The organism is Chryseolinea soli, from assembly GCF_003589925.1.
Lineage (GTDB): Bacteria > Bacteroidota > Bacteroidia > Cytophagales > Cyclobacteriaceae > Chryseolinea > Chryseolinea soli.
Map to the genome: position 1 here is coordinate 4,082,472 of NZ_CP032382.1, position 24,221 is coordinate 4,106,692.

Consider the following 24,221-nt stretch of genomic DNA (forward strand, 5'->3'; position numbering starts at 1 on the left):
TCTTCACCAACAAGCTTAGCTCCACAAAACTTCCCGAAATCAGCGTCATTCTCACGCCGCGAAAACACAACCCCGATAAGCTACCCGCCTCAACTCCGCGATCTATTTCCAGACCGATCGCATCTTCCAGAGTTTGACATCTGCGATGGCATCACCCCCTTCGCTCCAGGTTTTCAAAACGTAGTCACCGGTGGGAAAGATCTGGTCCGTAATGACTTGCTCGCCATCGTTAACGAACACTTCGACGATGGAATGATCGACATAGATCTGAAGTTTTAATTTGCCGTCTTTCAACCGTGCAGAGGCGCGTTCGACGCTGGGAAAACCAGGATCGAAAACGGGACCCGAATGGGTGCGGTCGACAAATACCTCGCCTTTAGTTTTATCATACCCTATGCGGGTTTCTTCATTCGACCCGGTGTGAAGCGTCAATCCAAAACCTGTAGCCGAACCGCCGTTGAAGATGTACTCGATCTCGCTGGCTTTGTCAAGAGCAGTTTCTGTCGCGGGATCAAATGCGATACTGTCGCCGCGAAGGCTTGCCAGCTCGCGCACGGGGCGTTGAAGGATGCGATACCCTTTGGGCGTGTTGGCCAGATATAGTTCGCGCGGCAACGTCATGGCGCTCCGCCAGGGCGACGTGGGGATGTGCTGGCCATAGGCCCAGTTGTTGGCCCAGCCGAGGAGGATGGTGCGGCCATAGGTAGTGGGGATGTTGCTGAAACTTACCGCCGCATAAAAATCCTTTCCATATTCCAAATACAACGGATACTGCGAAGGATTATCGGGCGTGAACTTTTTGCCATCGAAGTTGCCCACAAAATATTGCATGCCTACATATTTTGGACCCTGTGGATGGGAATTGGAAATAAGCAACACCCATTTCTTTTTGGATGGATCGGCGACATCGGGCACCTGCAACAGGTCGGGGCATTCCCAGATCTTCGCGGTGTCGCCCAACGGTCCGAAGGTGCTGAGCAAGGTCCAATCCTTTAAATTTTTGGATGCATAAAACTGCGCTTTGAATTTATCGGGGATCACGACGGTCATCACCCACTTTTTTTCCGGGGCATACCACATCACTTTTGGATCGCGGAAGTCTTTCAATTTAATGTCCAACACAGGATTGTGTTCATAGCGCGTGAAGGTGCGGCCGCGATCGCTGCTAAACGCCACGCTTTGGTGTTGCCGCAGTTGCTGTCCCCGGCTGTGAACATGCGAGGTGTAGATGGACACGATCCCGCCGGAGTCTTTGGGAAAGAACCCACTGGTATTTTGATCGTCGGCTACTGCGCTTCCGGAAAAGATCATGGTGGAATCTGAGCCTCCCGCGTTCGCATATTCTTCGATGGCCACCGGCAGGTGCTGCCAGTGCAATAGGTCTTTGCTCACGGCATGTCCCCAACTCATATGGCCCCAGATATTGCCCTGGGGGTTGTATTGGTAGAAGAGGTGATACTCCCCTTTGTAGTAGATCAAACCGTTCGGATCGTTGGTCCAATGGTGGTCGGGTGAGAAGTGATACTGCGGACGGTATTTTTCTTCATACCGTACAGGTGCTGTTTCTTTCGCTGTTGTTTCCGGCGTGGGCTTTTGTTTACAGGAAAGTAAAAAGACCAGCGGAAGGAGATAGAGGGTTTTTGTCATAGCCGAGGTTTGTAAGGAAAGATACAAAAGCCCGGTGAGTTTTTTGGAATGGCGGTGTCCCGCACAAAGGATTCACCCCTAATCGACGAGGACGGGATGAAAGGCGTCGACGAACGTCTCGTTGGTGTAGCGTGCATTTTTTTGTTTCATGCTGCGGATGCATTGTTTGTACAACCCATTCGCCAGCAGGTCGGTGATCTTCTCCAGCATGTCGTCTTCCGTGTCGTCTTCCGAGCCCCGTCGCCCCATGCCGTGATAGACCACCCGTGTGGTGTTTCCCCGGGGGTCGAAGTCGTCGTGCACGGGATAGAGCAGGAGGGGGACTTCCGCTTCGATCGACTCCACAATGGAATTGAAGCCGCCGTGACTGATGAACAAGTCGGCGTGTTGCAACAAGGCCACCTGGGGAACGAAGTCAAAAACATGCACCTTATCGGGGAGTGCCGGAAGGTCGTCCTTCAACTTTGTCGCCACCACCAGGATGTGGTTGGTGCGTTTCACGGCGGCGAATAACCTATGGAGAATGTGCATGACCCGCGCTTTGGTGTCGGCTTCCAGCGTGCCGAAAGCGCAATACAGGAGCCTTGCCTTTTGGGTGTCTTTTTGTTTCAGGATCGCCGCCATCCGGTCGGTGTACTCCTGTGATCCAGTGACCATCCTAGTCCATCGGGGAAAGCCGATATAGGAATGAAAGGGCGGCGGCACAAAACCCGGGAAATCGAATTCGGGCGGCATGCAAAGGAATTGAGGGATTTGATCGACGGAAAAATTGAACAGATTGGGGAGTCTGGAGATATATTTCCCCGGTACACCATTCCGGCGCAACCGTCGTGCGATGAGATAGCGGTCGTCGAACCCGAGATATTTTAATTTCTGACGTTTTGCTTTTTCATGTTGTTTTTGCTCCAGGGTTTCCATGGCCTCTTCAACGCCTTCTTCGTCTGCGGGAAAAACGTCGCTGTTCACGGGAGGCAGGCCGGGGAGGATATAGGTGGGAAACATGGCGTGAACCATCGCCATGCGCACACCGCGCGATTTGAGATGAGGATACAAGACGATGAAATCTGTGGCCTGGGCGCAATCCAACACGACGGCGTCGGGCCGGAAGGTGTCCAGCACCTGAACAAATTCTTTCTCCCGGTCGGCATATAGACGGTCCGTTATGCGGGCATACAGGGAAGACCAGTAGGGAAATTTTTTCTTTTGGACGTCACTAACCCAATATTCAAAGCCCATCCCAAACGGTACGGATTTCAGCGGATGATAAGGGAATCCCAACGTTCTGACATAGCCCTGAAAAAATGCTGCGCCGGCTACCATAATATCGTCCCCGCGGTCTCTCAGCACAGCGGCCAATCCCAGGGCCGGGTGCATATGTCCGTAACCATGATATGGTAAAAAAGCAACGCGCATCGGCGGTTGTTTATCGCACGGTAACGTTCCGGATGATCTTTGAAAACAGCGGCGGGAAGAATCGCTTGATGTAGACCAGGAGTATTTCCTTGCCCCCAAAATAGACCTCTTCCTTTTTCCCTTCCATGGCCTTCACGATCTTCCGCGCACTCCAGTCGACGGGTTTGCCCTTGGCCTGTGCGTTGTCCATTTTGTTCAGCGGTGTGCCGTCACCGGTCAAGGCCGAGAAGGAGATGGGCGTGCGGATCACACCGGGGCAAACCAGCGTCACGATAACATTGTCTTTGAAATGTTCTGCGCGCAAAGCATCAAAAAAACCGTGGAGGGCATGTTTGGATGCCGCATAGCCCGACCGGTATGGCGTTCCAAATTTTCCGGCCACGCTGCTCACCGTGACAAAGTGCCCTTGTTTGCGTTCGATAAAATGAGGCAGCAAATATTTTGTGAGCGTAATGGCCCCGAAATAGTTCACCTCCATCAAACGGCGGTACACATCCATGTCGGAGTCGCCGATAAGGCTTCGCTGGCTGATGCCCCCGTTGTTGATGAGCACGTCCACGTGTCCGAAGAGTTGAATGGCGGCTTCCGTGGAGAGCTTCAGGGTGGACGGTTGCACGAGGTCCAGGGGCAGGGTGCGGATGTCCGGTTGCGCGGCGGCCTCGCAGTTGCCCTTCACACGCTCCAGCTCTTCTTTTCGTCGTGCGGAAAGAATAAGCTTGGCTCCTTTTTTTGCCAGCTCATACGCAAGGGCTTCACCGATCCCGGACGATGCCCCGGTTAGCCAGATGACTTTGTTCTTCAGATTTGACATGTTACACCTCTGCGGTTCGTTAACGTTTCAGATTTAATCCCGTATGCGGTCATAGACGACAAAATCAAAACCATACTGGTGCCGGTCGTCGGCGGGATGGGGTTTTCGCGACACTTCCTTCCATGCCTTTGGATCGAAGTCGGGAAAAAATGTATCGCCGTGCACGGTAGCGTGAATTTCCGTAAGGTAAAGCCGGTCCGCCACGGGCATGCTCGCCGAATAGATCTCTGCGCCCCCGATGACAAAGGCTTCGCGCTCACCGTTGCTCTCGGCGATGTTCAGGGCTTTGTCGAGCGTATGCACCACCAGGCATCCCGGCGCTTTAAAACCCAATTGCCGTGTCACCACAATGTTGGTGCGATTGGGCAGCGGCCGGTATCGGTCGGGAATGGAGTCGTAGTTCTTGCGACCCATAATGGTGTGATGCCCCTTGGTGGTGTCCATGAAATATTTCATGTCGTCGGGTAAATGCCAGGGCAGGTCGTTGTTCTTGCCGATGGCCCGGTTCTGCGACAAGGCCGCAATGAGCGAGATGATCATGTGCTGTTCGGTTTTCTACATGCTTGATACTGCCCGGCGCCAAGGCCATACCAGTTCAAGAACGAAGGGTTATTTATGAATTACTGATTACACTTTATTTCCCCGGAAAAAATCCTGGACGGACATTCTTTTCTTGCCGTCTGGCTGAAGCTCATCAATGGAAACCCAACCGTCGGATGCTTTAATGTAAAGATAATTTTTGTTGTCGGTGTCAAGGTCGCCGGGAGAATTTTGTCCGGCAGGTTTGCTGGCCAGGGACACGGCGAAGATCTTATAGTTCTTACCTGCCAACGTGCACCAGGCCGCAGGGTAAGGACTTAATCCCCGCACAAAGTTTCGCACCACGCGGGCAGGCTGATCCCACCGGATCTCGCACGTCTCTTTAAAGATCTTGGGTGCATGCTTCACGATGGCGTTGGGGGGCTGCGGTGTGGAAGAATAATTCCCGGCCGCGATCGCTCTCACGGTTTTCAAAACCAGGCCGGCCCCCAGTTTCATAAGCCTTTCATATACCGTGCCCACCGTGTCGTTGTCATCGATGGGTTCTTTCTCCTGGAAGATGATGCTGCCGGTATCGATTTCCTGTTTCAGGAAAAATGTGGTGACCCCTGTTTCTTTTTCACCGTTGATGATGGCCCAGTTGATGGGTGCTGCGCCGCGATAGTCGGGCAACAACGAGCCGTGAAGGTTGAAGGTGCCGATCGCGGGCATGGCCCACACCACCTCTGGCAACATGCGGAACGCCACCACGATCTGCAGGTTGGCGTTATAGCTTTTTAATTCTTCTATGAATTCCGGGGCCTTCAGATTGGTGGGCTGCAACACCGGAAGATTGTGCTTCAAGGCGCATTCCTTCACCGGCGAATAAACGATCTTCTGCCCGCGTCCCTGCGGTTTGTCGGGGGCCGTCACTACAGCCACCACGTTGATGTGATTTTCAACCAGGATCTCCAGGCTGGGCACGGCAAATTCCGGGGTGCCCATAAAGACAATGCGAAGTTCGTTCATTCGGCTTCAACGTTTCAGAAAGCAAACATACCATGCAGACGGATCAATCCCGTTTATTCAACGCGAACATTTCGAAAAGTTCTTTTTCTCCAGCCAGCGTTTGCGCCACCCATTCCCCCAGCGCCGGCCCGTGCTTGAACCCGTGGCCCGATCCGCCGCCCAGCAAAAAGAGATTCTGCGTCTCTGGGTGAAGATCGAAAATGAAATTCCCGTCGGTGCTGTTTTCATAGGGGCAAACACGGCTCTCACCCAGCGGTGCGTCTTTGAGCAACGGAAAACGATGGGCCAGAAATTGACGCGCGCGTTGCAATGCCGCGGGGGTCAGGGTGTGATCGCCATTCGTGGGATCGAAGATCTCGCCGCGAATGTCGACGCCGATTTTAAAACCGCGGTGAGCGTTGCCGGGGATGCCGTAGTAAAAATCTTTTCCATCCACATCCACCCAAACCGGGAGGCGCTCAAACGCTGCGGCGTGCTGGGACGGTGGCCCGAAATAATATACCTCTTGCTTGGTGCAGTACACCTGTTCGCGAAGCAATTGAGGGAACAAGTCACCCAGCCAGGAGCCACACGCGAAAATAAAGGCGTCGGCTTGAAGGGATTCTCCATTGGAAAGTGACAAACGGTTCACATCCTTGTGAACATCGCCCATCGGCATCACGTGTGCCTGGATAAATTCTCCGCCCTCTTCAACAAATGCGGCCTGCACGGCCTGTACAGACTCACGGGCTTTCAAATAGCCGCCGTAGGGATCAAGATAGCCGTGATGCAAATCCTGTGCGTTGATTTCCGGGTAGCGGCGGTTTATTTCCTCGGTGGATAAATATTCATACTCCATCCGTTGTTGTTGCGCGAAGGCGATCGAGTCGTCTACCAATGGTGTCTGGGCTTCATAGCACATCCAGAGCACGCCGGTGTTGAAGAATAATTTTTTGTCAAAGCGTGCCTGATTTTCCTTCCACAGTTCCAGGGCGCGCACGTTGAGGTTGAAGTAGGTTTCGTTGGCGCCATAGGTGGAACGGATCACGCGGGTCTCGTCGCCTGAACTGGACCGCACGTTGCCGGCGCCCCAGGCGTCCACCAGGGTTACCCGGAAGCCCTTGCGCAGGAGGTAGAGTGCCGACCATCCTCCAAAAGCACCCGCGCCCACCACCACGACGGATGCTCCTGTGGGAAGCGAGGGATTCCGTTTCGGTGTCCCGGTTTCAGCGCGGGTCCGGGGAGCAAACGTGTTCAGGTTGGGGGATGCCATAAGCGGGATTATTTCTTCCAGTTGGCCGGATCAACACGCCAGGCTTTCAGCGACGTCACCTGGTCTTCGTTGATGTATTTTTCTTCCTGGGCATATTTCAGCAGATGGCTGTAGTCGCTGAGGCAGATGAGGGAGGTGTTGGCTTCATAGAAGTTGCGCGTGGCAATATCGAAACCGTAGTTGAAAATGGAGACCATGCCCAACACTTCGAAGCCGGCCTCGCGCAGGGCTTGTGCCGCCTTGAGGGAGCTGCCCCCGGTAGAGACCAGGTCTTCGACGACCACCACTTTCTGACCTTTCACCACACGGCCCTCGATCAGGTTTTCCATGCCATGATCTTTTGGTTTAGGGCGGACGTACAGAAAGGGGAGGTTCAAGGCCTCGGCCACCAGGGCACCTTGCGCAATCCCTGCCGTGGCCACACCGGCGACGGCCTCCAGGGTAAAGAAATTTTCGCGAATGGCCTGCACCAGTGCATGCTTAATGGCGGTCCGGATCTCGGGATAGGAGAGGGAAAGCCTGTTATCGCAGTAAATGGGCGATTTCCAGCCTGAACTCCACGTAAAAGGTTTATCCGTGTTCAATTTGATGGCCTGAATTTGCAGCAACATGGCCGCGACCTTGGCGGCGGTTTCTTCTTGGACTTTGATGATCGGCATAATGCCGAAAGGTAGAATTAAAAATCGTTCCGGTAAATGCCGGGTACCCCGAACCGCCCGTAGAAAAAAAACTTATTTGCCGGCAGTAAAAAATCCCGAATCCACCTTGCCACCTTGAGAATTATTCGCTCTTTTGCGAACATGGTTAAGTTGTAAACTCATCGCCCCATGATCATTTTTATCAACGACATTCCCGTCCGAATCCTCAAGGCAGATGAACAACCCGGTGAAGGGCGTGTGAACCATATCATCGACGCGGCCCAGGAACCCGTCACGCTGGCAAAGCTCATCTATCACGTGTGGATCCAAAACGTGGGCGAACAGGAATTGAACACCCTGCTCAACTTTCTGGATGCCAAAGTGCCCACGAGCGTGCTCTCGATCAGCGTTTCCGTAAAGGACTACGATGTGGCAAAGCAATATCTCCGCAGCAAATTCAAAGTGGTGAAAGCCGCCGGCGGCCTTGTGCGCAAAAAGGATAAATTCCTCATGATCTACCGTCTCAAAAAATGGGATCTGCCAAAAGGCAAACGCGAGAAAGACGAAACCAGCAAACAAGCTGCCGTGCGCGAAGTGGAGGAGGAATGCAACGTGACCGTGAAGCTAGGCCAAAAGATCTGTACCACCTGGCACACCTATACCATGAACAAGCGCGCCATGATCAAAAAAACGCGCTGGTACGTGATGGACATCGTCGACGACACACGCATGAGACCCCAACCCACCGAAGACATCGAGGAAACCCGTTGGATGAATCGCAAGGAAGTGTATCACGCGTTGGAACACTCTTACAAATCGATCAACTATGTGTTCGAGCAGTACTATGAGGTGATGGAGATCAATCCCGCCAAATAGCGCTTAAAGCGAATAGGGGATAAATTCCGAAACATCTCCACCATACTTGTGCACTTCGCGGATGATGGACGAACTGATCCAGGCCAGCTGCGGGGTGGTGATCAAAAATACCGACTCCATTTCTTCATAGAGTTTCCGGTTCACTTGCGAGATGCTGTTTTCGTATTCAAAGTCGGTCGTGTTTCGCAGTCCTCTTAGCAAGAAACGCGCGCCGTTCTTCCGGGCAAACCCGGCCGTCAGCTCCGAGAACTTCACCACTTTGATGTTGGGATATTTTTGAAATGCCGTCTGGATGCGCTCCACCATGAAGTCGATCTCGAAATAGCGCGTGCTCTTTTGACTGTTGTAGCCAATGGCGATGATGATCTCGTCAAAAAGCTGGAGTCCGCGGAGTACGATGTCTTCGTGTCCTTTGGTGAAGGGATCGAACGATCCGGGAAAAAGAGCAATGCGTTTGGCCATGGGGTGGAGCGTTAAGGTCGGGAGAGCGCGTATTTTTTATTTGCCCCGTGTGGCATGGGCAAAATCAATGGATCAGGTGGATGCTGTACAGATCGAAGTAATGGTGCTCGGGCACTTCGTCGAAGGCGTAGCCGAAGCTGAGGTCGTCTGGTTCGCCGCCGAAAGTGACGTTGCTGATGTATTTGTAGAATTCGTGGTAATGGGGCGAATTCTTGCCGATGTAGCCCCATAAAATGACCTGGCTGGTTTGCTGATCCATGTTCAGCGACTTCATCACCAGCATGATGTAGCGGATATAATCCGAAAATTGCTTGATGGCAAACTGGTTGTAATACAACAGCTTTTTGTCGCGGCAAGCCAAAATGTGGAGCTTGAAGCGGTCCACATAAATGTACAATGGATTGTCTTTGCGCTTCTCAGCAAACTGCATGGTGCCCTCGATGAGGGCGGCTGACTGGTGCGTATAGACCGGTGGGTTGTTGGGATATACGCTGTTGAGCCATGCCCGTAAGCTGCTGCTCATGGCAAACACGGTCACGGCCTGTGAGCGTTCATTGAACGACGCCAGCACATCTTCCTTGGCGGGATCGATGTGGGCATTGAATTTCAGATAGTCGGCGATCGACGACTCGGCAAACAACGCCTGCGGCACCTGCACGAACTTCGGATTCTTTACCGAGACTTTTATCTTTTGCCAAAAGTTCGCTTTCAGCAACGCGTGCGAATCGAACAGTTGGTCCAGAATGTGGATGAGTTCTTCGTTGGAGGTGAGGTTGGGGAGAACAAAGTCCTCCAGGAGCAATACCTTCTCGTCTTCGGGCCGGATGACGGAGAGCTGGAAATCGCGCGCACCGATATTGATCAGCAGGTGATATTGATGAAGGAACTCTTCATCAAAAAGATCATCCTTGATTTTTCGGATCAATTTGTAGGTAAGCGTCGTAGTCTCCAAAGTTAGTGCCGGGTTATCATGGGTTATCGCATGAGCCGACGCAAACGCTTGAGCGGAGAAGAATGGTCGAAACCGTCCGGTATCCAGTCAGGGTTCACGTTGTGCAATAATAATTATTTTAAAGGGGAAATCACAAAGTGGAATTTGCGGAACGTCAATTAAATACGATAAAATCCGGATAGCTGTCGCAGATCATCGGGGGTGCGGGCAAGGCGGAAGATGCCGTGCAACGCTCCAGCGGGTAGGCGTTGGATTTCGTCTGGGGTCATGAATTTTACGGCGGCGATCAATTGGAGCTCGGGATCGTGGCCGGCCTTCAGTTCACCGCCGGTTTGTGTCACTTCGAAGAACAGCTCGATCGCGTGCAACGGAGGTTGAATGAACTCGCAGCCAAAGCGAAAACGGGGAGCGTCGACAAACAAGCCGGTTTCCTCGCGATATTCGCGTTTTAGGGCCTCTTCCAGCGATTCGCCTACTTCTACGCCACCGCCCGGAGGTGCCCAGAAGTCGCCCTCCCGCAGCATTTGGTGGTTCACTAGCAGGAGGCGGTCGCCCTGCCAGCAAAGACCGCAGGCGCGCACCCGCACCTTGTGACCATAGGTTTCGCTGATTTTTGCATCCATTCGGTTACCGGTAAGGCAAAAATGATATTGACCGTAAATTCGTGGATTCCGGCGTAGAAATTTTCATATTCTGGCAGAATTGTTGAATGAAGGTTTTAAATTTGAAAAAAACATTAGGTATGAAGAAGAATTTGTTCATGATCATTTTCCTGGCCGTGGCAGCACAAGGTTTCGTACTGCAAGCCAGCGCACAAACCGCCGCTGCAAACGGTGCTGTGATCACGTTTGAAAAGAAAACACATGATTTCGGCGACATCGTTCAAGGTGACAAGGTTGAGCAAGTATTTAAATTTACCAATACCGGAACGGAACCCCTGATCATCACCAACGTGCAGGTGACCTGCGGTTGCACCACGCCGAAAGGCTGGCCCCGCGATCCCATCGCTCCCGGTGGCAAAGGTGAAGTGACCATCGCTTTCAACAGCGCCGGTAAAATGGGTAAACAGAACAAAGTGGTAACGATCGTTTCCAACGCCGTTAACGCCGATGGAGCACAGATCTCGTTCACGACAAACGTGCTGGAGAAAAAAGTGCAACAGCCTTAATCAGGTTCTGTCAAAAGACATAAAAAAGCCATTCGGAATGAATGGCTTTTTTATGGTTGAGATTTTGAGAACCGATGGTGAACTATTTTTTGAGTACTCCAAGAAAAAGGAATACCCATCCCAGGATAAACAGCACGCCTCCCAATGGCGTCACCGCGCCCAGCACACCCAGGCCGGTGAAACAAAGCACAAACAAACTGCCGCTGAAAAGGAAGATGCCGAGAAAGAAAAACAACCCGGCATAGTACAGTTTCTTCGAGGAGAATTGACCCATTAACAGCCCCACCGCCAACATGGCCAGCGCATGATAGAACTGATAGCGGACGGCCAACTCGTAGGTGTCTAGCCGTCCCGTGGCGGTTAATGTGGGTTTGAGCGCATGTGCTCCAAAGGCTCCGACCATGACAGCGAGGCATCCCATAACGGCCGCGCTCAGAAGTGTGTTTCGTTGATTCATTTTTGATTTTCGTAATGACGTTCGCCAAAGATAGCCGATCCCACCCGCACCAGCGTGCTGCCTTCGGCCGCGGCAATTTTATAATCGCTGCTCATGCCCATCGACAGTTCCTTCATGACGGCATGAGGAGGCAGTGCAGCGGATCTTAGTTTTTCAAAAAAAGTTTTCAGGCCGTGAAATTCTTTGCGGATCTGTTGCTCGTCTTCCGTGAGCGTGGCCATGCCCATGAGGCCCTGCACTTCAATATGCGTCAGGCCGGCAAACGCGGTGGATTGAAAAAGTTGCAACACTTCGTCTTCGGAAAATCCGAACTTGGTATCTTCTTCGGCAATGTGTAGCTGCAACAAGCAGGGGACAACACGGTTTGCCTTGGCGGCTTGCTTGTTGATCTCCTCCAACAAGCGGGCGCTGTCCACGGAATGGATGAGGGCCACGAAGGGGGCGATATATTTCACCTTGTTGGATTGCAGATGGCCGATCATGTGCCAGGCAATGTCTTTCGGAAGGGCTTCGTGTTTGGGCACCAGTTCCTGCACCTTATTTTCGCCAAACAGGCGCTGCCCTGCGGCGTATGCTTCAGCGATTTGGTCCACGGGCTTGGTCTTGCTCACGGCCACCAGGGCGCAACCCGCGGGTAAGTTTTGGCGAAGATTGTTGATGTTATTCTTAATATTCATGCCTATTTTTAGCCCCTAAACCACCAAAGCTACGCAAATATGGCACTCCTTGGAACATTGCTGAAAAAAGGGATCCGGCTCCGTGAGATGATGGAGCAGGAATATACCTCTCCCTTCGATCTGCAAAAAAAAGAGCTGAAGGAGCTGCTGATGACCGCCAGCCAGACCGAATTTGGCAAGCACTACAACTTTGGTCATGTGCTGCAGGGCTTTCGCAAAGGCGATAAGGAATTTTATAAACGCTTTAGCAAATCGATACCCCTCCATACGTATAACAAAATCTACGCCGACTGGTGGAAGCTGGCCCTGCAAGGAGCCCGCAACGTTTGCTGGCCGGGCCGGATAAAATATTTCGCCTTGAGCTCGGGCACTTCCGAGGCTTCGTCCAAGTACATTCCCGTGACCAAGGACATGACCAAGGCCATCCAGAAAACAAGCGTCCGCCAGATCCTGTCGCTTTCCAAGTACGACCTGGAGCCGGAGATCTTTCAGTCGGGCATCCTCATGCTGGGGGGCAGCACCCACCTCAACAAGCGGGGCAGCTACTTTGAAGGCGACCTCAGCGGCATCCAGGCGGCCCGTTTGCCGTTCTGGTTCCAGCACTTTTACAAACCGGGCAAGAAGATCGCCAAGAACCGCGACTGGGATACCAAACTGGATGAGATCGCCCGCAAGGCCGGCGACTGGGACATCGGCATCGTGGTGGGTGTGCCGGCGTGGATCCAGATCCTCATGGAGAAGATCATCAAGTATCACCGCATCAAAAACATTCACGAGATCTGGCCCAACCTGGAGGTGTACGTGCACGGCGGCGTGTCGTTTGATCCCTACCGCAAAGGATTCGAGAAATTATTGGGCCGGCCCATCAGCTATATCGAGACGTATCTCGCATCGGAAGGCTTCATTGCCTTTCAGGCATACCCCAACCGCCGCACCATGCGACTGGTGTTGAACAACGGCATCTTCTACGAGTTTGTGCCGTTCGATGAAAAGAACTTCGACGCCACCGGCGAAATAAAACCCGACGCCGAAACGCTCATGATCGACGAAGTGGAGGAGGGAAAAGACTATGCCATCCTGCTTTCGTCGTGCGCGGGCGCGTGGCGCTACATCATTGGCGATGTGATCAAATTCACTTCGCTGGAAGAAGCGGAGATTGTGATCACCGGACGAACCAAACATTTCTTGAGCCTTTGTGGCGAACACCTTTCGGTGGACAACATGAACAAGGCCATCGAACTGGTGCAGAACGATTTCAACATCAACATCCCCGAGTTTGCCGTGGCGGGCATCCCGTATCAATCCTTGTTTGCTCACCACTGGTTTGTGGGCACCGACGACAAGGTGGACAAGAAACTACTGAAAGAGAAAATAGACGAGCACCTCAAAGTGCTGAACGACGACTACGCCGTAGAGCGTAGCGCCGCCCTGCGCGAGATCTTTGTGGATGTGCTGCCGGTGAAAACGTTTTATGATTGGATGGAATCGAAGGGGAAAGTTGGTGGTCAGAATAAATTTCCAAGGGTAATGAAAAACGCCCAGTTGGACGATTGGAAAAATTTCCTTCAAACCCATTCGAATGGCAATCGTTCGTGACGGTGTTCTCTACGGGATCGTGCTGGCCTTCCTCATCGGGCCGGTATTTTTTGCTTTGCTGCAAACCAGCATCGAGCGGGGCTTCTGGAGTGGCTTCTGGGTAGCGGTCGGCATTTCATGTAGCGACGCGCTCTACATCCTGGTGTCGTATTTGGGATTGATCCAATTTATGCAAGCCGAACGTTTCCGGCACTACCTGGCCTACGGCGGAGGCCTGGTGCTGTTAGGTTTTGGGGTCTACTACCTGGCCGTCAAAAGCAGGAAACTCATCGTCTTCGATCCGAAAAATATTGCCGAAAGAAGTTGGATGAGACTAGCGCTAAAAGGATTTATCATCAACGGCCTCAGCCCCATGGTGCTTTTCTTTTGGATCGCCACCGTCGGGGTGGCCACCACGCGCCTGGGCTATACGTTGCCCAACGAAGCGTTTATATTTTTTGGATCCATCGTCGGAACGGTATTCTCCACCGACCTGCTCAAAGCAAAACTTGCCGACAAACTTCGCGCGATCATCACACCGCGGTCTATCCGGATCATGAACATCATCTTGGGTGTGGTGCTGATCATTTTTGCCGGAAAGCTCATCTTCTTCCCCAACACCATTCCGCATTAATCCTGCAATACGTTGCTCAGGAAGGTCGACTTCAACGCCAGCCACAGCAGGAAGCAGAGGATGGCCCATTGCAGGTACACAAAGTAATAATCGGACGTGTCCTTGAACCGCGTCTCTTTGATCTCGGCTTTTTCAAATTGGTCGATCCGCGTAAATACCTGGCTCAGGGCTTTGTTGTCGGTGGCCCGGAAAAACTCGCCGCCGCCGATCTTGGCGATCTTGCGCATGGTGGTTTCGTCTACCGTGTTGTCGATCATCATGGGGCGGCCAAAGAAATCTTTTCCATAAGGCACTTGTCCTTCCTTGCCTACAACGATCGTGTATATTTTGATGCCATAAGCTGCTGCGAGCTCGGCCGCGGTGATGGGGTCGATGTTGCCGCCGTTGTTGTCGCCATCGCTCAACAGGATACACACTTTTGATTTGGCTTCCGACTCGCTCATCCGGTTGGTCACCACGCCCAGGGCGCTGCCGATGGCGGTGCCGCGGTTCTCGATCATTTCGAAACTGATCTCGTTGAGATACGATTTGAGCAGGTCGTAGTCGGTGGTGAGCGGCGCTAGCGAAAAAGCATCACCAGAGAAAACAACAATGCCAATGCGGTCTTGCAAGCGGCCGCTGATGAAGTTGCGGGCTACATCTTTTGCGGCTTCGAGTCGGTTCGGTAAAAGGTCCGAAATTTCCATCGACTGCGAGATGTCCAACCCGATCATGATGTCGATCCCTTCCGTCCATTGCTCCACCTTTTCATTGGTCTTCTGAGGGCGGGCCAGCGCCATGCAAATGAAGACCATCGAAAACATCAGTAAAAATTCCGGCAGCAACCGGAAGAGGGTGAGTGGCGACACGTGCAGATCTTTCTGCGTCATGGCCACGGGCAATTTCTGGTTGAACCGGTAGCGCCACAGCCAGCGGAACAAGAATAGCAACGGCACGGCGGCGATGCCCCACAGAAAAACGGGATTCTCCCAGGTAAACGCCTTCCACGAAGAAGGCATAAACCAATCCAGCGAAAGCCAGGCGGTGAGGTCGGTCGTATTATCCATGTTTCACCTCCTCCAATTTTTTTGAAAAGCGTTGGCCGGCGATGGTCTTCAGGGTCTCCAGCGAATCGACTACGGCGGTGTCGTGGCCATAGATGGCGCCGTCAACCGCGTGCAGGGTTTTGCCGAGGGCCTCGTTGTTTTCCAGACGCGCAATTTCGCGCGTGGTGAGTTTGGTAAAGGGCCGTGCTTCCAGTTGTTCCATGTATTTTTTCCACTGCGAAAGCGCGCGCTCCGTTGTGGGTGCCGAAAAGGTAGCGCGCAAGGCGTCGACATGCGGCGTGTAGGCTTCGAGGAATTTTTGATGCGCTTGCTGCAGGCGTTTCAGGCGATAGTGCTTGAGAATGCGCTTGCCAAAAACAAACCACCCGATGACGGACAACACCAGCAGGACGCCCACCACGATCAGCAACACTACGTAGTTGAACGCTTTGGGAACATCCTGGTGCGCGATGGAGACCTTGAGCGGCAGGTTTTGGATGGACAATGTGTCGGGTAATTCAGGCACCAGCGACGTGAACAGGATCGTGTCGCTTGCCGAGGCGTAGGTCACGCAATCGCGCGGGTTCAATTGGAACACGGGCAGGCTCAGCGTTTGGAGGCGGTCGATCTCGAACGTCGATAAATAATAAACCACACTGTCGTAGCTCTTGCCCCCTTCTGTTTCGGTGGGGAAGTATTTCTTGTGGTCGTATTCGAAAGGCGCAAAATTGAAGGCGGAGTCCGGAAAAAGGATGTTGAGCTTGCTAGGGTAGCGGGCCGTGAGGTAATAGCCCGTCACATCGCCCACACGGAGGCTATCCTTGAAGAAACCACTGCGCACGGTCACGTCCTGCGCGCGGAGGTAGCCCGCGCCACAAAGAAGAAGAAATAAAGCTATACACCAGGGCTTATACTTCAGGTTCATCCGGTCACGAAGTTTTTAGCGATTTGTTTCTCACTTTAAATAACCGCAGCAGCTTGGGCACATAGTCTTCGTCCGTATCGAGCGAAATGAAATTGATCTCATGCTTACGGCTGAATTGCTCCAGCTCTGCTTTGCGCGACGCGTGGCGCTTGCTGATCTTCTCGCGAAAGTCGCCAAACGACGTGTTGATCCACAACGTCTTTTGCGTTTCCTTGTCGATCACCGGGATGATACCCAGTTTGGGCAGCCGGGTTTCGCGCTTGTCGCTGATGTGAATAACCACCAGGTCGTGGCGACGGGCCAGGGCCTTGAGGTTTTTCTGATAACCCTCATCGATAAAATCCGAAATAAGAATGACCACGCTGCGACGCCGGATGGCATTCAGGGAAAAAGCGATGGCTTTATTCAAATCCGTTTTCAGCGACTGGGGTCTCAGCTTGACCAGCGTGCTGATGATCTCATAAGCCTGCGAGTGACCCTTGCTGGGTTTGATATATTTTTCCTTTACATCCGAAAAACAAATGAGTCCGACGTGTGCCGATTCTTTGGAGGCCGACAAGGCCAGCACCCCACAGATCTCCTTGCCGATGTCGGCCTTGGTGTTGCCGGGGCTGCCAATGTCTTCGGAAGCGCTGACGTCGAGGATGAAGAATACCGTTTGCTCTTTTTCCTCGCGGAAGGTTTTGACGAATGTGCCGTGCCCCTTGGCCGAAACATTCCAATCGATGATGCGCACGTCGTCGCCGTATTGATACGGACGCACGTCGTCAAACTCCAGGCCCGATCCTTTGAACACAGAGTGGAAATCACCCTGCATCTGGCTGTTGATGGCCTTGCGGATCTGGATCTCGTAGCGGCGTAGTTTTTTTAAAAGCGCTTTCACCGGTTGGTACTGAATTTGATTGAAAACCCCGCAGGAAGAAACAAGTTTCCGCCCGCCAAGGCCCTTCCATAATAGGGAATTGGCCAAAAATAGAACAATTATGAGTATTTTGCCGATCCAAAATTGAATATAGGTTGAGAAAATCTGCGAAAGGCCTGCTGCATCTGCCCATCACACCCTGGTGTTTTGCCCTGGTGGTGGCCGTGCTGTTTTCGTGTGGAAAAGGGGGCCTCACCGAGAAAGGGGTACTCCCCGAGGACAAAATGCTCGAACTGCTGTCGGATATCTATGTGGTGGAACAAAAAGTGAACAGCCTGGGCCTGAAACGCGATACGGCAGACCAGATCTTTGAAAAACTGAAAGACAAGGTCTTCGAAAAAGCCGGCACGACCGACTCCATTTTCCGCCTTTCACTGGATTATTATATCGAACGCCCGAAAATCATGGAAAGCATCTATTCCCAGCTCGTGGACTCCATGAACCTCCGGGAGCAACGCATTCTTTCAGGCCAACCCAAATGATCTACCCCGAGTCGTTCGAAGAAAAGCTGGGCTTCAACCAGATCCGCGCAAAGCTGAAAAGCTATTGCCATTCGCCGGCCGGTGAAGAGTGGGTGGACCGCATGCGCTTCAGCACCGAGCCTGAATTTATACGCGTGCTGTTAAAGCAGAACCTGGAGTTTCGCCAGATCCTGGAAAAAGCAGAGGCCTTTCCGACACAATATTTCCTCGATGCCACCGAATGGATCCAGAAGATCAGCGTAGAGGGCAATTGGCTCGACGCCGACGAATTCCTGCGCATGGCCTACTCGCTGGAGACCATCATGGCCTGCAAGAACTTTCTGACCAAGACCGCTGAGATCTATCCCGAGCTGTTTCGCATGACGGAGCCCGTCAGGGTAACGGGTGCGCTGGTGCAATCCATTTTTTCAACTGTCGACGACAAAGCGCAGGTGCGCGATTCGGCCAGCGCCGAGTTGGGCCGCATCCGGAAAAAACTGCGCGATGAACAAGGTCGCCTGCGCAAACTGGCCGACCAGATCTTTCGCACCGCCGTGAGCGAGAACTGGGTGCCCGAAGGTGCCCTGCCCACCATTCGTGACGGCCGGGTCGTCATTCCCATCCAGGCCGAGCACAAACGCCGCATGAAAGGCTTCATTCTCGACGAGTCGGCCACCGGCCAAACCGTGTTTATGGAACCCGCCGAAATGCTGGACGCCAACAACGAGATCCGTGACCTGGAACACGCCGAGAAACGCGAAGTGATCCGGATCCTGAAAGCCCTTACCGACGATTTTCGCGAGCAACTACCTGTACTGAAAAGCGCCTACCGCTTTTTATCACAACTGGATTTCATCCGGGCCAAGGCCAGGTTCTCCGTCGAGATCAATGCCGACCTGCCCATCCTGGAAACAAAGCCCGAGATGGTGTGGTACGTGGCCCGGCATCCCTTGCTCTACCTAAGCCTTAAAGGCAAACGTGATGTAGTGCCGCTCACCATCGAACTCAATGCCCAGCAACGGATGCTCCTGGTGTCGGGTCCCAATGCCGGGGGAAAGTCTGTATGCTTGAAAACCGTCGGGCTATTGCAATACATGCTGCAGTGCGGCATGCTCATACCCGTGTCGGACCGCTCGCGCGCAGGAATTTTTCAAGACATCTTTCTCGACATCGGCGATCAACAGTCCATCGAAAACGATTTGAGTACGTATAGCAGTCACTTGCGCAACATGAACGTGTTCATTCAGTCGGCTTCCGACAAATCGCTGGTGTTGTTGGACGAAATGGGTTCGGGCACCGACCCCGATTTTGGCGGCGCCATCGCGCAAGCCATCCTCGATGCCTTGCTGCAGAAACGGGTATGGGGTGTGGCGACCACCCACTATTATAACCTGAAATTATTTGCAGGCCAGCAGTCCGGCATCCGCAATGCCGCGATGCGCTTCGATGACCAGCACCTGGAACCGCTCTACATCCTCGACATTGGCAAGCCTGGAAGCTCGTTCGCCCTGGAGATCGCCCGTAAAACCGGATTGCCAAAGCAGACGTTGGAAGAAGCCGAAAAGCTCGTGGGCAAAGACCTGGCGGGATTTGAGACCATGGTGCGCTCGCTGGAAAAAGAGCGGCATGAGCTGAGTGAAAAAATAAAACGGATGGAGCGCCAGGAAACCGAACTGAAACAATCGCTGGCCAAATATCAAACGCTCTCCACCGACCTGGAAACGCGCAAGAAGGAAATCATCAACCGGGCCAAAGAAGATGCTGCCCAGCTGCTGAAGAACACCAACCGCGAGATCGAAAAGACCATCCGCCACATCAAGGAAAACAAAGCGGAAAAGAAGGAGACCCTCAAGGTGCGCAAGAACCTCGAGACCCTCACGCAGCAAGTGGGCGAGGCACCCAAAAAAGAAAAGGAACCGGCGGTCGAATTGAAAGAAGGCGACCGGGTGCGAATCGCGGGACAGGAGGGCAGCGGCGTGATCCTCAACATTCAAGGCAAGAACGCCACCGTGCAATTCGGTTTGCTAAAGTCCATCACCAAACTCGACAAACTCGAAAAGATCACGGCTACTGTAGAAAAGGAAATCGCTGCCAAGCTGCGATCGGCCGGCATCAACGTCCACGAGAAGCGCACCCAATTCAACAGCACCCTCGACATCCGCGGCAAACGCGTTGACGAAGTCCTTGGCATACTCGATCAATTCATGGACACGGCCATCTTGCTGGCCCAGGGCGAACTTCGCATCCTCCACGGCAAGGGTGAGGGCGTGTTAAGAAAAGTTGTGCGCGATCATCTGAAGACCTACAAGGAAGTGGCTAGCATCAAAGACGAACACATCGAAAGAGGAGGGGATGGCATTACCGTCGTGGTGTTGAAATGAGCCCTCATTTTTATGGACACCGTCAGGTAACACCTCCCGCAAAATTTCACGCAGCGTTCCGTCGCTAAAAAAAGCGCTACCGGCTTGCCTTTGAAAGAATGTAAAGTGTCGTAGGACGTCCTCCTTTTGCCTTGTTGGTGCGAATCGATTCTTCTGTTAAAAATCCGCGATAGGTCAGGGCCTGCAGCAACTCCCGGACCATGTAATAATTGAAGCCCTCGTCCGGAGCGGAACTTAGAATTTGCTTGATGGTGAAAGGGCCGGGTTGCGACATCACGGCGTCAAAGATTTTTCGCCGGCGGTCGTTTGTAATAAGATTTTCAAAATTCATACAAGTGGGGTTACGTGGCTTTAAGTCGTGCGAAATTCCTGTCACGAATCAAAAATGGATCTCCCCACTGCAATATTCTTGCAGTTTATAAAATCGGCAGAAAACAGGGTACGAGGCACCGTCCATAACGCTTGACCTATACGTAATCACAAAGACTCGTTAGCAGTAAAGGCCGGTATTGAATTTGAGGGCCACAGACTAAATACTTGTTCACCAACAAGAAGATTGGTGTTAGTTCGTCTGCTGTGTGTGCGAGGAATGTGGGGTACGGTGGCTCGAGGTCGTTTGGCGGATAATAAGCTCGGCAATCAAGAGGTTAGGCACCCAACTTAGCCAGGCGATGGTCGCATAAGCTTCGGGAACATTCAAGCTGTAGTGAAAGGAACTGATGAGTACGTACACTCTCAATGTCACGGCAGCAAACGTAAGGGCATAACTTCGGATCATCCACCGGCGATGGGCGGCGATGTCTTTCTTGCGGATCCGGTCGAACGCGAGTGCGGTGAAGACAAACCACAAGCATGCCTGGAGAAGAAAGCTGGTGAGTACCCAGGGCCCACGTTGAATGAAGAGGCTCATCACCAACCCGCCCGGCGCCGCAAAAAAGAGGATCCCCATCACATAAACATATCCCAGGAAACGATGGATGCTTTTAAATTTTTGGATGGATTTAGGATGGAGTTGGAAAAGACCTGCCACTAAAATGATGCCGCCCACCAGCACGTGCGCGTAATAGGCAGGTAAATACCATCCGGTGGCAATGGCCGCCTGCTTCAGGCGGAGAAAATTATAAGTCGGATCGAAATTCAGATAGGTGAGGGCATTGGCTGCCAACAATGCCGTAAGCAAAAATCCCAATCCCCAAAGCAAGCGTTTCATGGCGTGGCCAACCGATCAAGCGGGTTTCGTTTTCAATAGTGCGATGATCTTCTCCAGGAACTGAAGATTGTAACGGTCGATGTCCGTGATTTGATCTTCAAACTCTTCTCTTCGGGTATAGCGCGGATTGTAATCCCTTGGAAAATCATAGCGTTCTCCTTCCGGGTAGGTCATTCCATAACTGGCTAGAATATCCTTCTGCATGTACTCCAATGTTTCGGCGGAAAGGAATGATGATGGTGGCAGGTTTTCGCCGGTAACACGGTCATATCGCTGGAATTCTCCTGTTAAATAGCTGCTGTCTAATTTTGCAAATTGTGTTTGGGTATATTTTCGATTCGCACGGAGGGGAACGATGGAGAGATCTTCGCCCAGGGTAAAGTATTTATACTCTGGAATGTCGTATTCCGGGGCGTCGTAGTCATGCCATTCGGTGTAAGGAATAGCTTTCACTTCCAAAACGTTTTGGCCAATGCGTTTTACGTGCTCGACTTTTTTCGTGGGAATATCGGCTACGGCCAGGGTGTCATTGCGTTTGTCCACGAAGACAAGCCTGTTCTCGATGTAAAATTCTTCACGCCCATCGAGGTACCGGTTTGTGATGGTGGTGAACATGGCGTTGATCTGGTCGGTTATGGTTTGAAGGATCGTGCCTTTGGCTTCCACGTATTCTGTCCCGCCGCTCATGGGGATAGGGGTAGACGAAAGCCCTTCGATGATCTCCTCGAATAAGCCGGTCTTCACCAGATACGATGGAGGCATTAAAATACCATAACCCGCATTGCCTTCTGCTGGTATTTCGCACAGGGTTTGCACTCCGTTGGCCAAGCGAATGTCTTTGGGGAGGAATCCGAAACCGTTTACCCATTCGTTGATTTTCTCGGACGGAAATCCGGCGGTATAAACGTGGGCATCGTTAATCCATCCGTAAACGGTATCCTGCTTCACGATGCAGAGGATGTTTTCGCGGCCATAGGGTATGATCATGTCATAGGCGGGTTCTGCCACCAGTTGTTTTGTCTCAATGTTAAAGTAGCCCACTTTTCCTGCCTTCTTTATCTCCACCATGCCGGGCAGATCAAACCCGATCGTACCAATTAATTCATAGTCGGGCGGTATAATGGTGTTTCCGCTCTCGTCCACAAGCCCCATCGTATAGCCTTCCGTTGCGCGTTTTCTGGCGGAATTGTTCCAGACTCCGTTGACGACATAGAAATAATTTTTCGTGTTGTAGGTGGCACACCAGATCACCGAATCGAAATTCTGTTGCAGTGCTTTGGCTCTCGCATAGAGTGGTTGACGCTTCTTTATTTCCACGGCGCGGTCGGTCGACCACTGCATTTCGTTTCGCAGCATGGCGAATTGTGCGTAAAAGACCATGCCATCCAATTGGGTGATCACGATCGAGCCTGCGCGAGCTGTAACCCACAAGGTGAGCGTGGACTCTTTTTGGTAGTCCATTTCCAGATTTTTCGAATGGAAGACCACCGGGATGTTCACTTGCGTTCCCCTTCCATTGTTCAAAATGGATGCGCTTTCAAAAAGGGCCTCACAGGTCACATATTCGCTCTCTTCATTTTTAAGGATGCGGATCGCGGACACCAACGCTTCACGCGACTGCTTACTATCAAATTGCTTCAGGATCACCTCGTCCGGCTGCGTCAGCGAGGCCTGAAACGATGAAAGAAAAATACGGACTTCCTTATCGGACGCTTCTTTTTTCACGACGCTGCAAGCCATGACAAGGCACGCTACGGCAGCAAAAACCTGAAGGAATGAGAATTTCATAGTGTTGGACAACAAGGGGTAATGAGGGCCTGTAAAGGTAAATGTTTTTGCAATGCGGGCAAGGCTATGGATTTTGTGATATTCAATTTGCAACGATCATAGAAAGGCCACAAAAAAAGCTTCCCTTTTGAGGAAGCTTTTTTGTAAAGGCATAATAACCTTAAGGTCTTGAGAACACAAACGTCCAATTGCCTGCGACCGACTCTACTCGGCCAGCGTTGTTGAAACCGGGGCCGGTCTCGGGATATGTGAAATTAAGCGTAAGGGTTTTGTCCGAATTAGATAAGGCATAGTTGATAACTTGCAGGTCGGCTTGGCGAACAATGATGCTGCCTACTGCGCCGGTTTGGAATTTCCAGCTGTCATCTTTTTTCCAGGGGCTCACACTGGGCCACGACGTGGCCGTGCTGGTGTATTGATAGGTGCCGCCTTCGCTGAAATTACCAGAAATAGTGAGTTTCATGCCGGGATATTCTGCCGTCCGGTCAGAAGGATCTGAGGCCGATACGAGGGTCCACTGATCGGATTTAAGCTTGTTCAATTGCGTTTCTTCTTCGGACTGTTTGTCGTCGCCCCCACCACAACCGAAGTAGGAGAGAGATGCGCTAACAAGGATCAAAAGGGTAAATACTCGGTTCAAATGTTTCATGCGTTAACTGTTAAGAATACGAAGATGCCAGTAAAAATAATAAAATCAAACTGTATCCCCTTGCGGGGAAGAAACATATCTTAATGGCGTCCGACCCCCGGTTGTAACCGCTATTTGAAGCGCATGATGTCGATTTTTTGCGCACTGGCCGGGTATTCCGACGGCTGGTTGCTGGCAATGAACACCAGGCAGTGTGGGGGTAGGCTGGCCAATTGCTGCAGGTACCAGTCGAATGCCTGCTGGTCCAGGTTGGTGCCCGGTTCGTCCAGAAACACGATGTCGGCTTGCGAAAAAAAGGCCAGGGCCAGCTTTAGCCGCTGCTTCATGCCTGAAGAAAAGTTGGAAATGTATTTATCGCGGGCGTGGGTGAGATACATTTTTTCTAAAACCTCCGCTTCGCTCCAGCCTTGGCGGCAGGGCTTCAGCTTAAAATGAAACCGCAATTGTTCCCGCAGGGTGAATTCTTCGATCAGGTCCAGGTAGGGGGTGGCGATGGCGAGGTGCTGAAAAATGTTTTCGGCGGGTATGCTACCGTTGCTTGTGGTGTAGGCAACGGTACCGGCACTGGGGGGCACTTGTCCCCAAAGTACCTGTAAAAGCGTGGACTTCCCCGATCCATTCGGACCGGTGATGGCATACGTTTGGCCGGATTGGAAGGTGTAGTCGAGCTTGCGAAAGATCCAGTCGCGGTTAAATTTCTTTCCCAATTGCTGGACCTGGATCGATAGGGGGGGGTTGACGGGGGGCACG

26 protein-coding genes are annotated in these 24,221 nt (G+C 52.3%); 6 read left to right on the forward strand and 20 right to left on the reverse strand.

Translation table 11 applies throughout. The features are described from left to right. Positions 1-102: 102 nt before the first annotated feature. The 7 genes from D4L85_RS17455 to pyrE form a co-directional block, all read right to left on the reverse strand. Positions 103-1,647 carry a glycoside hydrolase family 32 protein gene (locus D4L85_RS17455; protein WP_119755505.1) on the reverse strand — a complete coding sequence of 515 codons (1,545 nt, stop codon included), beginning with the start codon at positions 1,645-1,647 and terminating at the stop codon, positions 103-105. Between the two features lie 78 nt (positions 1,648-1,725). Further along, entirely contained in the window at positions 1,726-3,060 is a 1,335-nt protein-coding gene (locus D4L85_RS17460; protein ID WP_119755506.1) for a glycosyltransferase, read from the reverse strand. Positions 3,061-3,070: 10 nt separating this feature from the next. Next, entirely contained in the window at positions 3,071-3,871 is an 801-nt protein-coding gene (locus D4L85_RS17465) for an SDR family oxidoreductase (RefSeq protein WP_119755507.1), read from the reverse strand. A 33-nt stretch (positions 3,872-3,904) separates the two neighbouring features. Further along, positions 3,905-4,411 carry a dihydrofolate reductase gene (locus tag D4L85_RS17470; protein WP_119755508.1) on the reverse strand — a complete coding sequence of 169 codons (507 nt, stop codon included), beginning with the start codon at positions 4,409-4,411 and terminating at the stop codon, positions 3,905-3,907. 87 nt (positions 4,412-4,498) lie between these two features. Next, positions 4,499-5,419: a methionyl-tRNA formyltransferase gene (gene fmt / locus D4L85_RS17475; RefSeq protein ID WP_119755509.1), complete on the reverse strand. Its 921-nt coding sequence runs from the start codon at positions 5,417-5,419 to the stop codon at positions 4,499-4,501. Between the two features lie 43 nt (positions 5,420-5,462). After that, positions 5,463-6,671 carry an NAD(P)/FAD-dependent oxidoreductase gene (locus D4L85_RS17480; RefSeq protein WP_119755510.1) on the reverse strand — a complete coding sequence of 403 codons (1,209 nt, stop codon included), beginning with the start codon at positions 6,669-6,671 and terminating at the stop codon, positions 5,463-5,465. A gap of 8 nt (positions 6,672-6,679) precedes the next feature. Then, positions 6,680-7,330 carry an orotate phosphoribosyltransferase gene (gene pyrE / locus D4L85_RS17485; protein ID WP_119755511.1) on the reverse strand — a complete coding sequence of 217 codons (651 nt, stop codon included), beginning with the start codon at positions 7,328-7,330 and terminating at the stop codon, positions 6,680-6,682. A gap of 168 nt (positions 7,331-7,498) precedes the next feature. Between pyrE and D4L85_RS17490 the strand changes: the two genes are divergently transcribed. Then, entirely contained in the window at positions 7,499-8,185 is a 687-nt protein-coding gene (locus tag D4L85_RS17490) for an NUDIX hydrolase (RefSeq protein WP_119755512.1), read from the forward strand. Positions 8,186-8,188: 3 nt separating this feature from the next. Here the strand turns inward: D4L85_RS17490 and coaD are convergent, their stop codons facing one another. The 3 genes from coaD to D4L85_RS17505 form a co-directional block, all read right to left on the reverse strand. Then, complete coding sequence (gene coaD, locus D4L85_RS17495) at positions 8,189-8,647, reverse strand: pantetheine-phosphate adenylyltransferase (protein ID WP_119755513.1); 459 nt, start codon at positions 8,645-8,647, stop codon at positions 8,189-8,191. Between the two features lie 64 nt (positions 8,648-8,711). After that, positions 8,712-9,599 carry a DUF3822 family protein gene (locus D4L85_RS17500; RefSeq protein ID WP_160143803.1) on the reverse strand — a complete coding sequence of 296 codons (888 nt, stop codon included), beginning with the start codon at positions 9,597-9,599 and terminating at the stop codon, positions 8,712-8,714. Between the two features lie 158 nt (positions 9,600-9,757). Next, positions 9,758-10,222 carry an NUDIX domain-containing protein gene (locus tag D4L85_RS17505; protein ID WP_119755515.1) on the reverse strand — a complete coding sequence of 155 codons (465 nt, stop codon included), beginning with the start codon at positions 10,220-10,222 and terminating at the stop codon, positions 9,758-9,760. Between the two features lie 119 nt (positions 10,223-10,341). Between D4L85_RS17505 and D4L85_RS17510 the strand changes: the two genes are divergently transcribed. After that, positions 10,342-10,767, forward strand: coding sequence for a DUF1573 domain-containing protein (locus tag D4L85_RS17510; protein ID WP_119758837.1), 426 nt, complete (start codon positions 10,342-10,344; stop codon positions 10,765-10,767). 82 nt (positions 10,768-10,849) lie between these two features. On the opposite strand, the gene D4L85_RS17515 is transcribed toward D4L85_RS17510, so the two are convergent. Further along, positions 10,850-11,224 (reverse strand): DUF423 domain-containing protein, encoded by a 375-nt coding sequence (locus D4L85_RS17515; protein ID WP_119755516.1) that lies wholly within the window; start codon positions 11,222-11,224, stop codon positions 10,850-10,852. After that, a complete protein-coding gene (locus D4L85_RS17520) occupies positions 11,221-11,901 on the reverse strand; it encodes a YggS family pyridoxal phosphate-dependent enzyme (protein ID WP_119755517.1) in 681 nt (226 codons plus the stop codon). Before D4L85_RS17520 ends, D4L85_RS17515 begins: the two co-directional genes overlap by 4 nt. Before the next feature lie 39 nt (positions 11,902-11,940). Here D4L85_RS17520 and D4L85_RS17525 point away from each other — a divergent pair, with 39 nt between their 5' ends. Further along, positions 11,941-13,497: a GH3 family acyl-acid amido synthetase gene (locus D4L85_RS17525; protein ID WP_119755518.1), complete on the forward strand. Its 1,557-nt coding sequence runs from the start codon at positions 11,941-11,943 to the stop codon at positions 13,495-13,497. Beyond that, a complete protein-coding gene (locus D4L85_RS17530) occupies positions 13,481-14,110 on the forward strand; it encodes a LysE family translocator (protein WP_119755519.1) in 630 nt (209 codons plus the stop codon). The genes D4L85_RS17525 and D4L85_RS17530 overlap by 17 nt, the downstream gene beginning before the upstream one ends. On the opposite strand, the gene D4L85_RS17535 is transcribed toward D4L85_RS17530, so the two are convergent. The 3 genes from D4L85_RS17535 to D4L85_RS17545 are packed head-to-tail and all read right to left on the reverse strand — an operon-like array spanning position 14,107 to position 16,943. Then, positions 14,107-15,156 carry a vWA domain-containing protein gene (locus D4L85_RS17535; protein ID WP_119755520.1) on the reverse strand — a complete coding sequence of 350 codons (1,050 nt, stop codon included), beginning with the start codon at positions 15,154-15,156 and terminating at the stop codon, positions 14,107-14,109. The genes D4L85_RS17530 and D4L85_RS17535 overlap by 4 nt on opposite strands. Next, positions 15,149-16,060: a hypothetical protein gene (locus tag D4L85_RS17540; RefSeq protein WP_119755521.1), complete on the reverse strand. Its 912-nt coding sequence runs from the start codon at positions 16,058-16,060 to the stop codon at positions 15,149-15,151. The genes D4L85_RS17535 and D4L85_RS17540 overlap by 8 nt, the downstream gene beginning before the upstream one ends. Positions 16,061-16,064: 4 nt before the next feature. Beyond that, positions 16,065-16,943, reverse strand: coding sequence for a DUF58 domain-containing protein (locus tag D4L85_RS17545; RefSeq protein ID WP_073139641.1), 879 nt, complete (start codon positions 16,941-16,943; stop codon positions 16,065-16,067). 134 nt (positions 16,944-17,077) lie between these two features. Here D4L85_RS17545 and D4L85_RS17550 point away from each other — a divergent pair, with 134 nt between their 5' ends. Further along, positions 17,078-17,464, forward strand: coding sequence for a DUF4296 domain-containing protein (locus D4L85_RS17550; RefSeq protein WP_119755522.1), 387 nt, complete (start codon positions 17,078-17,080; stop codon positions 17,462-17,464). Further along, the gene (locus tag D4L85_RS17555) at positions 17,461-19,824 is read left to right on the forward strand and encodes an endonuclease MutS2 (RefSeq protein WP_119755523.1); all 2,364 of its coding nucleotides are present in this window, start codon (positions 17,461-17,463) and stop codon (positions 19,822-19,824) included. The genes D4L85_RS17550 and D4L85_RS17555 overlap by 4 nt, the downstream gene beginning before the upstream one ends. Positions 19,825-19,900: 76 nt before the next feature. Here the strand turns inward: D4L85_RS17555 and D4L85_RS17560 are convergent, their stop codons facing one another. The 5 genes from D4L85_RS17560 to D4L85_RS17580 all read right to left on the reverse strand — a co-directional run bounded on the left by D4L85_RS17560 (position 19,901) and on the right by D4L85_RS17580 (position 24,220). Further along, a complete protein-coding gene (locus D4L85_RS17560) occupies positions 19,901-20,155 on the reverse strand; it encodes a hypothetical protein (protein ID WP_119755524.1) in 255 nt (84 codons plus the stop codon). 231 nt (positions 20,156-20,386) lie between these two features. Next, complete coding sequence (locus D4L85_RS17565; protein ID WP_119755525.1) at positions 20,387-21,034, reverse strand: DUF2306 domain-containing protein; 648 nt, start codon at positions 21,032-21,034, stop codon at positions 20,387-20,389. A gap of 15 nt (positions 21,035-21,049) precedes the next feature. Further along, positions 21,050-22,822 (reverse strand): WG repeat-containing protein, encoded by a 1,773-nt coding sequence (locus D4L85_RS17570; protein ID WP_119755526.1) that lies wholly within the window; start codon positions 22,820-22,822, stop codon positions 21,050-21,052. 160 nt (positions 22,823-22,982) lie between these two features. Further along, positions 22,983-23,471, reverse strand: a complete 489-nt coding sequence (locus tag D4L85_RS17575; RefSeq protein ID WP_119755527.1) for a hypothetical protein — start codon at positions 23,469-23,471, stop codon at positions 22,983-22,985. A gap of 110 nt (positions 23,472-23,581) precedes the next feature. After that, the gene (locus D4L85_RS17580; protein ID WP_119755528.1) at positions 23,582-24,220 is read right to left on the reverse strand and encodes an ABC transporter ATP-binding protein; all 639 of its coding nucleotides are present in this window, start codon (positions 24,218-24,220) and stop codon (positions 23,582-23,584) included. Position 24,221: the final 1 nt, after the last annotated feature.

What these genes read in the sequence shown, in the direction of transcription:
- D4L85_RS17455 (WP_119755505.1), bottom strand. Translation starts at nt 1,647, where the DNA reads ATGACAAAAACCCTCTATCTCCTTCCGCTGGTCTTTTTACTTTCCTGT.
- D4L85_RS17480 (WP_119755510.1), bottom strand. Translation starts at nt 6,671, where the DNA reads ATGGCATCCCCCAACCTGAACACGTTTGCTCCCCGGACCCGCGCTGAA.
- D4L85_RS17520 (WP_119755517.1), bottom strand. Translation starts at nt 11,901, where the DNA reads ATGAATATTAAGAATAACATCAACAATCTTCGCCAAAACTTACCCGCG.
- D4L85_RS17510 (WP_119758837.1), top strand. Translation starts at nt 10,342, where the DNA reads ATGAAGAAGAATTTGTTCATGATCATTTTCCTGGCCGTGGCAGCACAA.
- D4L85_RS17570 (WP_119755526.1), bottom strand. Translation starts at nt 22,822, where the DNA reads ATGAAATTCTCATTCCTTCAGGTTTTTGCTGCCGTAGCGTGCCTTGTC.
- D4L85_RS17555 (WP_119755523.1), top strand. Translation starts at nt 17,461, where the DNA reads ATGATCTACCCCGAGTCGTTCGAAGAAAAGCTGGGCTTCAACCAGATC.
- D4L85_RS17515 (WP_119755516.1), bottom strand. Translation starts at nt 11,224, where the DNA reads ATGAATCAACGAAACACACTTCTGAGCGCGGCCGTTATGGGATGCCTC.
- D4L85_RS17560 (WP_119755524.1), bottom strand. Translation starts at nt 20,155, where the DNA reads ATGAATTTTGAAAATCTTATTACAAACGACCGCCGGCGAAAAATCTTT.
- D4L85_RS17525 (WP_119755518.1), top strand. Translation starts at nt 11,941, where the DNA reads ATGGCACTCCTTGGAACATTGCTGAAAAAAGGGATCCGGCTCCGTGAG.
- D4L85_RS17565 (WP_119755525.1), bottom strand. Translation starts at nt 21,034, where the DNA reads ATGAAACGCTTGCTTTGGGGATTGGGATTTTTGCTTACGGCATTGTTG.
- D4L85_RS17490 (WP_119755512.1), top strand. Translation starts at nt 7,499, where the DNA reads ATGATCATTTTTATCAACGACATTCCCGTCCGAATCCTCAAGGCAGAT.
- D4L85_RS17540 (WP_119755521.1), bottom strand. Translation starts at nt 16,060, where the DNA reads ATGAACCTGAAGTATAAGCCCTGGTGTATAGCTTTATTTCTTCTTCTT.
- D4L85_RS17505 (WP_119755515.1), bottom strand. Translation starts at nt 10,222, where the DNA reads ATGGATGCAAAAATCAGCGAAACCTATGGTCACAAGGTGCGGGTGCGC.
- fmt (WP_119755509.1), bottom strand. Translation starts at nt 5,419, where the DNA reads ATGAACGAACTTCGCATTGTCTTTATGGGCACCCCGGAATTTGCCGTG.
- D4L85_RS17530 (WP_119755519.1), top strand. Translation starts at nt 13,481, where the DNA reads ATGGCAATCGTTCGTGACGGTGTTCTCTACGGGATCGTGCTGGCCTTC.
- pyrE (WP_119755511.1), bottom strand. Translation starts at nt 7,330, where the DNA reads ATGCCGATCATCAAAGTCCAAGAAGAAACCGCCGCCAAGGTCGCGGCC.
- D4L85_RS17575 (WP_119755527.1), bottom strand. Translation starts at nt 23,471, where the DNA reads ATGAAACATTTGAACCGAGTATTTACCCTTTTGATCCTTGTTAGCGCA.
- D4L85_RS17460 (WP_119755506.1), bottom strand. Translation starts at nt 3,060, where the DNA reads ATGCGCGTTGCTTTTTTACCATATCATGGTTACGGACATATGCACCCG.
- coaD (WP_119755513.1), bottom strand. Translation starts at nt 8,647, where the DNA reads ATGGCCAAACGCATTGCTCTTTTTCCCGGATCGTTCGATCCCTTCACC.
- D4L85_RS17470 (WP_119755508.1), bottom strand. Translation starts at nt 4,411, where the DNA reads ATGATCATCTCGCTCATTGCGGCCTTGTCGCAGAACCGGGCCATCGGC.
- D4L85_RS17465 (WP_119755507.1), bottom strand. Translation starts at nt 3,871, where the DNA reads ATGTCAAATCTGAAGAACAAAGTCATCTGGCTAACCGGGGCATCGTCC.
- D4L85_RS17535 (WP_119755520.1), bottom strand. Translation starts at nt 15,156, where the DNA reads ATGGATAATACGACCGACCTCACCGCCTGGCTTTCGCTGGATTGGTTT.